The 12,905-nt window shown below is 74.2% G+C and carries 8 protein-coding genes; 6 read left to right on the top strand and 2 right to left on the bottom strand.

Annotated elements, in window-relative coordinates:
- Positions 1-99: 99 nt before the first annotated feature.
- Positions 100-1,029, bottom strand: coding sequence for an SDR family oxidoreductase (locus tag ABEB09_RS09040; RefSeq protein ID WP_345688894.1), 930 nt, complete (start codon positions 1,027-1,029; stop codon positions 100-102).
- A gap of 118 nt (positions 1,030-1,147) precedes the next feature.
- On the opposite strand from ABEB09_RS09040, the gene ABEB09_RS09035 reads away from it, so the two are divergent.
- The 6 genes from ABEB09_RS09035 (at position 1,148) to glgP (ending at position 10,476) form a co-directional block, all read left to right on the top strand.
- Positions 1,148-2,101 (top strand): AraC family transcriptional regulator, encoded by a 954-nt coding sequence (locus ABEB09_RS09035; RefSeq protein WP_345688892.1) that lies wholly within the window; start codon positions 1,148-1,150, stop codon positions 2,099-2,101.
- A 139-nt stretch (positions 2,102-2,240) separates the two neighbouring features.
- On the top strand, positions 2,241-3,677 hold the full coding sequence (locus ABEB09_RS09030; protein WP_345688890.1) for a 4-hydroxyphenylacetate 3-hydroxylase family protein: 1,437 nt from the start codon (positions 2,241-2,243) through the stop codon (positions 3,675-3,677).
- Positions 3,674-5,110 carry an MFS transporter gene (locus tag ABEB09_RS09025; protein WP_345688888.1) on the top strand — a complete coding sequence of 479 codons (1,437 nt, stop codon included), beginning with the start codon at positions 3,674-3,676 and terminating at the stop codon, positions 5,108-5,110. The genes ABEB09_RS09030 and ABEB09_RS09025 overlap by 4 nt, the downstream gene beginning before the upstream one ends.
- A gap of 109 nt (positions 5,111-5,219) precedes the next feature.
- Positions 5,220-6,341, top strand: coding sequence for a monodechloroaminopyrrolnitrin synthase PrnB family protein (locus ABEB09_RS09020; RefSeq protein WP_345688886.1), 1,122 nt, complete (start codon positions 5,220-5,222; stop codon positions 6,339-6,341).
- 14 nt (positions 6,342-6,355) lie between these two features.
- The gene (locus ABEB09_RS09015) at positions 6,356-7,696 is read left to right on the top strand and encodes a flavin-dependent oxidoreductase (protein WP_345688884.1); all 1,341 of its coding nucleotides are present in this window, start codon (positions 6,356-6,358) and stop codon (positions 7,694-7,696) included.
- A gap of 149 nt (positions 7,697-7,845) precedes the next feature.
- Entirely contained in the window at positions 7,846-10,476 is a 2,631-nt protein-coding gene (gene glgP / locus ABEB09_RS09010; protein ID WP_345688882.1) for an alpha-glucan family phosphorylase, read from the top strand.
- 251 nt (positions 10,477-10,727) lie between these two features.
- On the opposite strand, the gene ABEB09_RS09005 is transcribed toward glgP, so the two are convergent.
- Positions 10,728-12,761 carry a M4 family metallopeptidase gene (locus tag ABEB09_RS09005; protein WP_345688880.1) on the bottom strand — a complete coding sequence of 678 codons (2,034 nt, stop codon included), beginning with the start codon at positions 12,759-12,761 and terminating at the stop codon, positions 10,728-10,730.
- Between the last annotated feature and the right edge of the window lie 144 nt (positions 12,762-12,905).

Genomic DNA, 12,905 nt, shown 5'->3' with positions numbered 1-12,905 from the left:
CAGACAGCCGAGAACCGACCCCGTTCGATGGAATTCCGGGGCCGGTTCTCGGCCGGGTGTGTCAGACGGCGTCCCGCACGGGGTGGACCGTGTTCTCCTTCACCTGTCGCCGCCCTCCGCTTCCTCCGCCCACACCTGCCACGGCCTGCGCGCCACCCAGTCCTCCACCGGTGCCGGCTTCAGCGACAGCAGCCGCGCCGACGTGCCCCCGTCGTCGTCCATGAGCAGCGGGTCGTGGCCCGCCGCCAAGTGGTGGTAGAGGCCGGCGACGCCCGCCGCGGCGTCCGCGCCCAGCACCCGCGCCAGGCCCTGTTCGAACACCTCAGGGTCCAGTGGCACGTACCGCACGGGCCGGCCCAGGGACCGCGCGAACGCCGCCGCCAGCTCCTGCCCGGTCAGGCCGCGCTCGCCGCCGATGTCGAAGGTGCGGCCCGCGACGCCGTCCACGGTGAGCGCCGCGTACACCGCCTCGGCGAGGTCCTGGTGCGACAGCCACGCCGTACGGGTGCGCTCGGGCAGCGGGTAGGCGAGGACGCCCTCGTTGACCAGGGCCGGACCGTTCCACGGGCTGAACAGGTTGTCGAGGTAGACCGGCGGGCGGAGCACCACCAGGGGCACGCCGCTCTCGCGCAGCACGTCCTCGGCGATCCGGCGCGTCTCGAACGCCGCCACGCCCGTCGTGGTCCGCGGGACGCGGGTGTTGGCGTTGTACACGATCCGCCGCACCCCGGCGCTCCGGGCGGCGGCCGCGATGTGCTGCGCGTACCGGAGCACGCGTTCGCGGTCGTACACCAGCGGCAGGACCACCGCGGCGTGCGTCGCCCCCTCGAACAGGGCACGCACGTCCTCGGCGCTGCCGAGGTCACCGGACGCGCAGGCGACCCCCGGCAGCGGCGGCCGGTCCCCCTCCGGGCGGCGGCTGAGCGTACGGACACGGTGGTTCCGGTCGGCCAGGAGACGGGCGACCGCGCCGCCCTGGAAACCGGTCGCCCCCACGACGGCGACGCGCATCGGAATGTGATCGGACATATGCCTGAAGGGCCCTTCGATAGGGTGTCGGAAGCTGCCTGGACGGCACCTTTCAGGCTGACGGCGGCGGCTTTGGCCGATCAATTAACAAACCGGGGCGGGGGTTGAAGGATCGTCCATGGAGACCATGCGCAGCGACAGCGACGACCTCCTGAGCGAATTGCTGAAACCCCTCCGGCTCACCGGGGTGTTCGACAGCCGCTGGCACGTCAGCGCCCCCTGGTCCATCGAGGGGGACGCCGAGGAGAGCGTCGCCGTCCTCCACTACGTCGTCGAGGGCGGCTGCTGGATCACCGGCGCCGACCAGCCGCCCCAGCAGCTCCACGCCGGGGACCTCGCCGTCTTCCCGACCGGCACCGCCCACCGCCTCTCCGACCTGCCCGACCGGCAGGGCCTGCCCCTCAAGGCGGTCCTCCCCGAACGGGAGCCCGGCACGTCCGGCGAGATCCGCATCGAGGGCGAGGGCCCCACCAGCCGCCTGCTGTGCGCCGGCCTCCACTACGACGCCAGCGCCGCCTCCGGCCTCTACCGGGCCCTGCCCTGGGTGCTCGTCCTGGACGGCTCCCAGGTCGACCGCGAGCCGCTGCTGCGGGACACCCTGCGGCTGCTCGCCGCGCCCGACCGCCCGACGGGGCCCGGCGACCGGCTGATCACCCTGCGCGCCTTCGAGATGGCCTTCGTCCTCGCGCTGCGCCCGCTGCTGCGCGACTTCACCGAGAATTCGACCGCGCTGCCCGTGCTGCGGCACCCCGCGATCAGCCGCGCCATGGTCATGATCGCGACACGGTTCGCCGAGCCCTGGACGATCGAGGCGCTGGCCCGCGAGGTCGGCATGTCCCGCTCGGCGTTCACGGCCGCGTTCCGCGAACTCGTCGGCGAGGCCCCGGCCCGCCACCTCACCGGCCGGCGCATGCAGGAGGCGGCGCGGCTGCTCGGAGAGACGTCCGTCCCGCAGTCGGCGGTCCCGCAGCGGGTCGGCTACCAGAGCGCGGTGGGCTTCCACCTTGCGTTCCGCAAATGGTTCGGCAAGACCCCGGGTGAATACCGTTCGCACGCGGCGACGGTCGCCTGAGACCCGGGGCACATGCGTCTGACATGGCCAGGATAGGACTGGCCGGTTCTTAAGGACCGCTGGACGGTCGTTCATTGCCGTGGGTGTCCGTGGCCGGACAGGCTCTGCACGGCACAGCCGTACCGCAGGAGGAGACAAGGTGACGAGATCCGGCCAGGAGTACCTGCAGTCGCTGCGCGACGGCCGTGAGACATGGCTCGACGGCGAGCGGGTCGACGACGTCACCGAGCACCCCGCCTTCCGCAACACCGCGGCGTCCCTCGCCCACCTGTACGACCTCGCGCACGACTCGGCGCACACGCCGGTCCTCACCCGGGACGGCGTCCACCGCGCGTTCCTCGTCCCGCGCTCCTACGAGGACCTAGTCGCCCGCCGCCGCGCCCACAAGGTGTGGGCGGAGGCCGGGTTCGGCTTCCTGGGCCGCACCCCCGACTGCATGGCGGCCGCCGCCGCCGGGTTCGCCGCCGTGCCGGGCGTCCTCGCGGGCGGCGCGTACGACGGGTCGGGGCCCGCGCTCGCCCTGCACCGCCGGCTCGCCGACGGCGACCTGTACGCCGCCTTCACCCTCACCAACCCGCCCGCCGACCCGGACGGGGAGGACCCGGTCGTCCGGGTCGTCGCCGAGAAGGACGGCGGGATCGTGGTGCGCGGAGCCAAGATGATCGGCACTGCCGCCGTCTTCGCCGACGAGGTCGTCGTCGGCACGATCGAGCCGCTCGCCCCGCACGACACCGAGCGCGCCGTGTGCTTCTCGCTGCCCGTCGGCACGCCCGGCCTGAGACTGCTGTCGCGCACCTCGTACGAGGGCCGGGCGCGCAGCGTCTTCGACCACCCGCTGTCGTCGCGGTTCGACGAGAACGACGCGCTGCTCGTGTGCGACGACGTGTTCGTCCCCTGGGAGCGCGTCCTGACCTACCGGGACGTGGACGCCACCTTCGCCATGTGGTGGCGGACCCCCGCCTTCCTGAACCTCGTCCACCAGGCCGCCACCCGCTTCTGGACCAAGCTGGAGTTCCTCACCGGCGTCGCCGTCCTGCTCACCCGGGCGAACGGCACCCACGACCTGCCGCCCGTCACCCAGGCGATCGGCCGGCTCCTCGGCCGGGTCGCCCAGGCCAAGGCCTTCGTGCTGGCCGCCGAGGCCTCGTACGAGCCGGTCGACGGCGGGCGCGGCGGGGTGGCCCCCGGCAAGGACATCTCCTTCGCCCAGCGCATCATGGCCGGCGAGCTGTACCCGCAGGCCGTCCAGGAGATCAAGCTCCTCGCCGGCGGCGGCATCGTCCAGCTGCCCGCCTCCGGGCAGGACCTCCTCCACCCGGACCTCGGCCCGCTCCTGCGCAAGTACGTCCGCTCGCCCGGCACCTCCGCCGAGGAGCGCGTCAAGCTGCTGAAGCTGGCGTGGGACGCGCTCGGCTCAGAGTTCGCCGGCCGCCACGAGCAGTACGAGCGCTTCTACCACGGCGCCCCGCACGTCTACCTCATGCAGCAGGCGTGGGAGGGCGACGCCGAGGCCTGCGAGGCCCTGGCCCGCAGCTGCCTGGACGGCTACGACCTGACCACCGGGGCGTCCCGGTGAGCACGAGCCGGACCCCTCGGGCGGCGCTCGCGCTGCTCGCCTCCACCCAGTTGCTGCTGATCACCGACACGGCGATCGTCAACGTCGCCGTGCCCTCGATCGGCGCGGACCTCGGCACCGGCTCCGCGGGGCTGTCCTGGGTGGCCAACGCCTACCTCATCGCCTTCGGCGGGCTGCTCCTCCTGGCCGGCCGCGCCGCCGACCAGCTGGGCCACCGGCGGCTGTTCCTCACCGGGCTCGCCCTGCTCGCCGCCGCCTCCGCCGCCGGCGGCCTCGCCCCGACGGCCGGCTGGCTCGTCGCCGCGCGCGCCGCGCAGGGCGCCGGGGCGGCGCTCGCCGGGGCCGCCGCGTTCGCCCTGCTCCTCATCCTCTTCCCGGACGGGCCCCAGCGGCACCGGGCGCTCGGCGCGTTCGCCGCGATGGGCGGCCTCGGCGGCGTCCTCGGCACCGTCCTCGGCGGTGTCCTCACCGATCTGCTCGGCTGGCGCTCCACGTTCTGGCTCAACGTCGCCCTCGCCCTGGTCCTCGGCGTCCTCGCCCCGCGCCTCCTCGACGGCACCACCCGCGCCCCCGCGCCCGGCTTCGACCTGCCCGGGGCGATCACCGCCACCGCGGGCCTCGGCCTCGTGGCGTACGCCCTCGTCGACCGCGGCCCGCTCGCCGGCGCCGCGGGACTCGCCCTCCTCGCCCTGTTCGCCTTCCTGGAGACCCGGGCCGCCCACCCGCTCGTCCCGCCCGCGGTGTGGCGGCGGCCCGCGCTGCGCCTGGCCAACGGGCTCGCCGCCCTGGCCCAGATGGCGCTGTTCCCCATGTTCTTCCTGGTCAGCCTGTACCTCCAGAGCGTGCTCGGGCACACCCCGCTGACCGGCGGGCTCGGCCTGCTGCCGCTGTCGCTGGTCGTCGTCGCCACCGCCCCGCAGACCGGCCGGCTCATCGCCCGCATCGGCCTCACCCGGACGACCGTCCTCGGCTTCACCCTGCTGTTCGCCGGCCTCGTCTGGCTGGCCCTCGCGCTCTCCGCCGGCGGCACCTTCGCCACCACTGTCCTCGCGCCCAGCCTCCTGCTGGGCGTCGCCCTGCCGCTGGTCATGGTCACCACCAACGTGGCCGCCACGGCCGAGGCCACCCCCGAGGAGACCGGCCTCGCCTCCGGACTGGTCAACACCAGCCAGCAGTTCGGCTCCGTCCTGGGCCTCGCCGTCCTCGTGGCCGTCGCCACCGCGCGCACCGGCACGGCGGCGACCCCGCTCGCCCAGACCAGTGGCTTCCGTACGGCGCTGCTCACCGGCGCCGTCTTCGCGGCGGTGGCCGCCCTGCTCTCCGCACGGCTGCGCCTGCCCTCCCCCGAGCTCTCCATCCCCTTCGAGCAGGGGGGAACCCCATCCGCATCGGCGGCGACCCCGCGCCAGGACCGGGTGGGCGACACGCGGTGACCGCCCTGGCGGCCGGGCCGGCCTGACCACGCCGGCCACCCGCCGGGCCGCCGCGGAACGGCGGACCGCGCCACTCCTCCATCCACATTCCTGCCCGAGAGGGGCCCCCTTGACCCTGTACGAACTGGTCGAGCCCGGACTCGTCACCTGCGCCGAACCGCGCTACCGGATCGCCGAGATACGCGCCGCCGACCCGCTCGGCGCCGACGCCCTGCTCGCCGCCGTCCCCGCCATGAACCGGGACGCCGACGTCGCCGCGCTCACCGTCGCCCTGCGCGCCCTCGTCCCCGAACTCGACCGCGTGGACGAGTGGAGCGTCGTCGACGCCCTCGCCGCGATGCGCGACCTCGGCCTGCTGCTCGGCTCCCTCAAGCGCCACGGCACCGAGCCGCTCGCCGCGGTCCCCGAAGCCCTGCCCGTCCTCCAGGAACTGGGCCGCCGCACCGACATGGTGCCCCGCGACACCGTGCACCACTACACCACCTGGAACCCGCTCGGCCGGCGCCGCCGCACCTACACCGGCGCCGAGATGGAGGCCCACCTCCAGGACGCCGTCCGCATGGTGTTCCCCGCGCTCGTCGCCGCCCTGGACACCTGCGGCCGGCTGGCCCGCCTCGAACCGTACGACCCCGGATTCGCCCTCGCCCTGGACCGCACCGCACAGCACGTCCAGTCCATGGTCGACTCCATCGACTTCACCGTCTCGCACGTCACGCCCGAGTTCTTCGCCCGCACCCTGCGCCCCTACTTCGAGGAGATCGACATCGACGGGCGCGCCCACCTCGGCCCCGCCGCCGCCCAGGTGCCGCTCTGGCTGGTCGACCTGACGCTCTGGCAGTGCGACCGCTCCGACCCGCGCTACGACGCGTTCCTCGCCGAGTCCGTCCCGTACAGCCTGCCGTCCTGGCGGGCCTTCCACGCCGCCCACCGCGGCGGCGTCTCCGCCGTCGGCAAGCTCGCCGCGGCCCTCAGCTGGGAGACCGCCCACCGCGTCCCGCCCCGGCTCACCGCCTCCGCCCTCTCCCTGGCCCGGGTCCTGCGGATCCTCAAGACGTTCCGCGCCCGCCACCTCGGCATCGCCCGCAAGGCGTACCGCGACGACCTGCGCCTGTACGAGGCGGGCAGCGGCGGCGCCCCCGTGGCGCTGCTGCGCACCGTCCTGGACCTGACCCGCGACAACGAGACGCTGGTGCGCCGGGCCCTGGAACGCCCCCGCACCCCCGCCGCGTGACCGGAGGCCACCCCATGACCCAGGACACCCCCGGGGCCGCGGCCCACACCGACCCCGACATCCTCGTCGCGGGCGGCGGTATCGCCGGTCTCACGGCGGCCCTCGCCCTGCACACCGCCGGGTTCGGCCGCGTCACCGTCGTCGAGGCCGCCCGCGAGCTGCACCACGTCGGCGCCGGCCTCAACCTCATGCCCAACGCCGTCCGCGAACTCGACGCCCTCGGCCTCCTCGACCGGCTGGAGACCGACGCCGTCCGCACCCGCGAGCTGCGCTACTACCACCGCAGCGGCGCCCTCATCGCCCGCGAGGAGCGCGGCCTGCGGGCCGGCCACCGCTGGCCCCAGCTGTCCGTGCACCGCGGCCACCTCCAGCGCGTCCTCACCGACGCCGTCCGCGAACGGCTCGGCCCCGGCGCCCTCGTCGCCGGCGTGCGCGTCGCCGCCGTCGACCAGCTGCCCGGCGGCCGGCCCCGCGTCCACCTGGAGCACCGCGACGCCACCGGCCGCAGCCTCGCCGCCGTCGAACCCGACGTGCTGGTCGGCGCCGACGGCATCCGCTCCGCCGTCCGCGCCGCCCTCCACCCCGACGAGGGCGAACCCCCGTGGAACGGCATGCTCGTGTGGCGCGGCGTGTCCCGCATGGACGCCCGGCGCACCGGCTCGTTCATGTTCATCGCCGGCGACGACCGGCAGAAGGCCGTCGTCTACCCGATGACCGAGCCGTCCCTGCGCCGCCCCGAGGTGCTGGTCAACTGGGCGCTGGCCATGCCGGCCGACGCCGTCGACGAGCGCTTCCTCGGCGACTGGAACAGGCCCGTCCCCGTCAGCCGGTTCCTGCCCCACTACGAGGGCTGGGAGTTCGGCGGAGTCAGCGTCCCGGAGGTTCTGCGCGCGGCCGACGGCGCGTACGAATACCCCATGGTGGACCGCGAGCCGCTGACCTGCTGGACGCACGGCCGCACCACCCTGATCGGCGACGCCGCCCACGCCATGTACCCCATCGGCTCCAACGGCGCCACCCAGTCGATCGTCGACGCCCGCGCCCTCGCGTACGCGCTGGCCGTGCACCCCGACCCGGCCGACGCGCTCCTCGCGTACGAGTCGGGGCGCAGGCCCGCCATGACCGAGCTCCAGCACGCCAACCGGCGGCTCGGCCCCGAAGTCGTCATCAACCTGGCGCACGAACGGGCTCCCGGGGGCTTCACGGACATCGACCGGGTGATCCCGCCCGACGAGCGCCGCGCCATCGCCGCCCGGTACGCCACGGCCGGCGCGTTCGACGCGGAGACCGTCAACCAGGGCTCCCCGTACGACGCGCCCGTCCGCGCCCCACGTCCAGCAGGCGCCGCACGCTGAACGCGCGCCTCCGAACACGCCCGTAGTGCGGCGCGCGCCGTGCGCCATGGCCGCGCGCGGCGCGCCCGCACTACCGTCGTGGGAGGAAGGCGGACGCATACCGTGGTGCGTCCGCCACTGTACGTATCTCCCCTGCGAAGGTGGAACACGTGAAGGCAATCCGTCGATTCACCGTGCGCCCCGTCCTCCCCGACCCGCTGCGCCCGCTCAGCGACCTCGCGCGCAACCTGCGCTGGTCCTGGCACGCCGAGACCCGTGAGCTGTTCCAGGCCGTCGACCCCGAGGGGTGGCGGGCGGCCGGCGGCGACCCGGTACGGCTGCTCGGCTCCGTCTCGGCCGCCCGGCTCGCCGAACTGGCCAAGGACCGCCGCTTCCTGCGCCGGCTGTCCGCCGCCGCCGACGACCTGGACGACTACCTGGGCGGGCGCAGGTGGTACCAGAACCAGTCCGCCAAGGGCGGTGCCGAGCCGCCCGCCGCCATCGCCTACTTCTCGCCCGAGTTCGGCGTCACCGCCGCCCTGCCCCAGTACTCCGGCGGCCTCGGCATCCTCGCCGGCGACCACCTGAAGGCCGCCAGCGACCTCGGCGTCCCCCTCATCGGCGTCGGGCTCCTCTACCGGCACGGCTACTTCCGCCAGTCCCTCTCCCGCGACGGCTGGCAGCAGGAGCACTACCCGCTGCTCGACCCCAACGAGCTGCCGCTCACCCTGCTGCGCCGCCCCGATTCCACCCCCGTCCGGATCTCCCTCGCCCTGCCCGGCGGCCGCTCCCTGGGCGCCCACGTCTGGGTGGCGCAGGTCGGCCGGGTCCCGCTGCTGATGCTCGACTCGGACGTCGAGGAGAACGGCCCCGGCGAGCGCAACGTCACCGACCGGCTCTACGGCGGGGGCAGCGAACACCGGCTCCTCCAGGAGATGCTGCTGGGGATAGGAGGGGTACGGGCGGTACGCGCCTACTGCGCGCTCACCGGCCACCCCGACCCCGAGGTGTTCCACACCAACGAGGGCCACGCCGGCTTCCTCGGTCTGGAGCGCATCCGCGAACTGACCGACGGGGGCACCGACTTCGACGTCGCCCTGGAGGCCGTACGCGCCGGGACCGTGTTCACCACGCACACGCCCGTCCCGGCCGGCATCGACCGCTTCGACCGCGACCTCGTGGCCCGCCACTTCGGACCCGGCGCCGAGCTGCCCGGCGTGGACGTCGGCCGCGTCCTCCAGCTCGGCCGCGAGACCTACCCGGGTGGTGAGCCGGGCCTGTTCAACATGGCCGTCATGGGGCTGCGCCTCGCCCGGCGCGCGAACGGCGTGTCCACCCTGCACGGTGCCGTCAGCCGTTCCATGTTCGCGGGCCTGTGGCCGGGCTTCGACGCCGAGGAGGTGCCCATCACCTCCATCACCAACGGCGTCCACGCCCCCACCTGGGTGGCGCCCGAGGTGTTCCGGCTCGGCGCCAAGCAGATCGGCACCCAGCGCGCCGAGGACGCCCTGAGCGTCGGCGGCTCCCAGCGCTGGGACGCCGTCGCCGAGATCTCCGACGCCGCCATCTGGGAACTCCGCCGCGAGCTGCGCGAGCAGCTGGTGACCGAGGTCCGCACCCGGCTGCGCGCCTCCTGGCGGGAGCGCGGCGCCGGCGCCGCCGAACTGGGCTGGATCGACGGGGTCCTCGACCCCGACATCCTCACCATCGGCTTCGCCCGGCGCGTCCCCTCCTACAAGCGGCTCACCCTGATGCTGCGCGACCGGGACCGGCTGCGCGCGCTGCTGCTGCACCCCGAGCGGCCGGTGCAGATCGTCGTCGCGGGCAAGGCCCACCCGGCCGACGACGGCGGCAAGCGGCTGGTGCAGGAGCTGGTCCGGTTCGCCGACGACCCGCGCGTGCGCCACCGCATCGTCTTCCTGCCCGACTACGGGATGGCCATGGCGCAGAAGCTCTACCCGGGCTGCGACGTCTGGCTGAACAACCCGCTGCGGCCCCTGGAGGCCTGCGGCACCAGCGGGATGAAGGCCGCGCTGAACGGCTGCCTCAACCTGTCCGTACGGGACGGCTGGTGGGACGAGTGGTACGACCCGGACTTCGGCTGGGCCATCCCCACCGCCGACGGGCCGACCACGGACGAGGACCGCCGCGACGACCTGGAGGCGCACGCGCTGTACGAGCTGATCGAGCACCGGGTCGCGCCGCGCTTCTACGAGCGGGGCGCCAACGGGCTGCCGGACCGGTGGATCGAGATGGTCCGCCGCACCCTCACCACGCTGGGGCCGAAGGTCCTGGCGGGGCGGATGGTGCGGGAGTACGTGGAGCGGCTCTACACGCCGGCCGCGCTCGCCCACCGGTCGCTGGACCCGGACTCGGCCGCCGAGCTGGCCGGCTGGAAGTCCCGGGTGCGCACGGCGTGGCCGGGCGTGACGGTCGATCACGTCGAGGTGGACGAGGCCAGCGGGGTCGCCGAGCTGGGCTCCACGCTGGCGCTGCGGGTGCGGGTCGCGCTGGGCGACCTGAGCCCGGAGGACGTGGAGGTGCAGGCGGTCGCCGGGCGGGTGGACGCCCATGACGGGCTGGGCGAGGCCCGGACGTTCCCGCTGAAGCCGTCGGGCGGCCCGGACCAGCAGGGCCGCTGGGTGTACGAGGGCCCGCTCACCCTGGACCGCACCGGACCGTTCGGCTACACCGTGCGGGTCCTGCCGGCCCACCGCCTGCTGGCGTCGGGCGCCGACCTGGGCCTGGTCGCCCTCCCGACGGAGTCGGCGGGCGAGGGCGCGGGCGTCCTGCTGCGCTGAGCGCGCCACCGCACGGGCCGTGCGGGGCCGTCGCCCCCTCCCCTCGTGGGGGGCGACGGCCGCGTCACAGCCTGCCGGGCCGCGGCGGCCGGGACATCGGTCCCGGGGCGGGTGCCCGCTCGGCCGTCCGGCGGACCCGCGGCCGTCCCTGCGGAGGAGCCGGTTCCGGCCATGCGCGAGCGGCCGCCCGGGGGAGCTCCCCCGGGCGGCCGCCCGCTGTGTCGCCGCTTTCCGTACGCCCGCCTCCTGGCTTACGGGAAGGTCAGCTTGAAGCTGTTGATGTAGCCGGTGTCGTACGCCGCGACGTCCTGGACGCGGAGCTTCCAGGTGCCGTTGGCGACCTCGCTGGACGCGTCGACGGTGTACGTCTCCTGGACGTTGTCGGCGGAGTCGCTGCCGCTGGAGTTCTTCATCCGGTACGCCGTGCCGTCCGGCGCGATCAGGTCGATCACCAGGTCACCGCGCCAGGTGTGGACGATGTCGACGCCGACCTTCAGCGTGGCGGGGGCGTTGCCCGTGACGCCGGTGACGGCGACGGACGAGGTGACGGCCGCGCCGTTGTCGGGGATGCTGACGTCCGCGGTGTTCTCGAAGACCTTGCCGGTGCCGGGGTCGCCGCCGCCCGGGCGGGAACCGACGTTGATGCCGGCCCAGGCGTGCTCCACGGCCTTGACCTCGGCGCTGCCGGCGCCGTACAGCTCGGTGGCGGCCGCGACGGTGCCGGTGCGGGCGCCCGCGTAGTTGGTCGTCGAGGTGAACTTGGTGGTGAGCGCCTTGTACCAGATCAGCGCGGCCTTGTCGCGGCCGATGCCGGTGACGGGCAGGCCGTCGGAGGTGGGCGAGTCGTAGGTCACGCCGTTGATGGTCTTGGTGCCGCTGCCCTCGGAGAGCAGGTAGAACCAGTGGTTCGCCGGGCCCGAGGAGTAGTGGACGTCGATGCCGCCGATCCCGGAGTACCAGTAGTCCTTGGACGAGCCGTCCTTGCTCGGCTTGTCCATGTAGCGCAGCGGGGTGCCGTTGCCCCGGATGTCGATCTTCTCGCCGACGAGGTAGTCGCCGAGGTCCTTGGAGTTGTTGGCGTGGAACTCGACGGCGGCGGCGAAGATGTCGGAGGTCGCCTCGTTCAGGCCGCCGGACTCGCCGCTGTAGACGAGCTTCGCGGTGTTGGAGGTGACGCCGTGGGTCATCTCGTGCGCGGCGACGTCGATGGAGGTGAGCGGCTTGGCGTTGCCCGAGCCGTCGCCGTACGTCATGCAGAAGCAGGAGTCGCTCCAGAACGCGTTGACGTAGTTGTTGCCGTAGTGGACGCGCGAGTACGCGCCGACGCCGTCGCCGCGGATGCCGCTGCGGCCGTGCACGTTCTTGAAGTAGTCCCAGGTGAGGGCGGCACCGTAGTGGGCGTCGGCGCCCGCGGTCTCCATGTTGGACGGGGTGCCGTCGCCCCAGATGTCGTCGGAGCCGGAGAACAGCGTCCCGGTGCCGGAGGTGCCGCGGTTGAGGTTGTACGTCTTGTGGTTGCCGCGGGTCGTGTCGGTCAGCGTGTACGAGGGCGCCGTGCCCAGCGTGACCTGGCCGCTGTACATGGTGTTGCCGGTGCCGTTGTGCACGGCCTGCCACTCGAACAGCTTGGCGCCGGTGGTGGCGTCGGTGACGACGTGCAGCTCGTTCGGGGTGCCGTCGTGCTGGAGGCCGCCGACGACCGTCTCGTACGCGAGGACCGGCTTGCCCTGGGCGAGCCACACGACCTTGCGCGGGGCGCGGTCGGCCTTCGTGGCCCGGGAGCCCTCGGCCTTCGCGGCGGTCAGGGCCTGCGCCTCGGCCTTGGCCGGGGCGACGTCCGCGCTGGTGTCGACGTTCTTCAGCTCGGCGCGGGACGCCTTGCTGACGCCGCGGGTCTGCCCCGCCTTGGTCTCGGCGACCACGAGGTCGCCGCCGAGCACCGGGAGTCCCGCGTAGGTGCGCTCGTAGCGGGTGTGGGTGGTGCCGTCGCGGTCCTGGACGACGTCCCGGACGACGAGCTTCTCCTGGGCGCCGAGGCCGAGTTCCCTGGCGGTGTCCGCCTTGGACGCGTCGGCCGCGCGTATGAGCGCGGTGCGCTGGGCGGGGGAGAGGTCGGCGGGCAGGGAGCCGGGGTCGGCCTGGCCGGCGGCCTGGCCCTTCGGGGCCACCGGGGCCCATCCGTCGTCGGCGGTGGCGGAGCCGGTCTGCACGCCCACGGCGAGCATGGCGGCGGCGGCGATCAGCGCGCCCGTGGCGGTGGCACGACGGCTTGGCGTGGATCTCACGCGGACTCCTTTTGCGAGGGGGGTACCGGGGGCTGGGTGTGCCCTCGGGCTGGTGCAAACAGAGCTGGCGGAGCGGGTGCGGCACGTACTGCGCAGAACGGAGGAAGAGTGACAGGGGAGGACGGCGATTGTCAGGAGCGTGAC

The organism is Streptomyces coeruleoprunus (assembly GCF_039542925.1).
GTDB lineage: Bacteria > Actinomycetota > Actinomycetes > Streptomycetales > Streptomycetaceae > Streptomyces > Streptomyces coeruleoprunus.
This window is presented reverse-complemented; position numbering and strand designations above follow the sequence as displayed.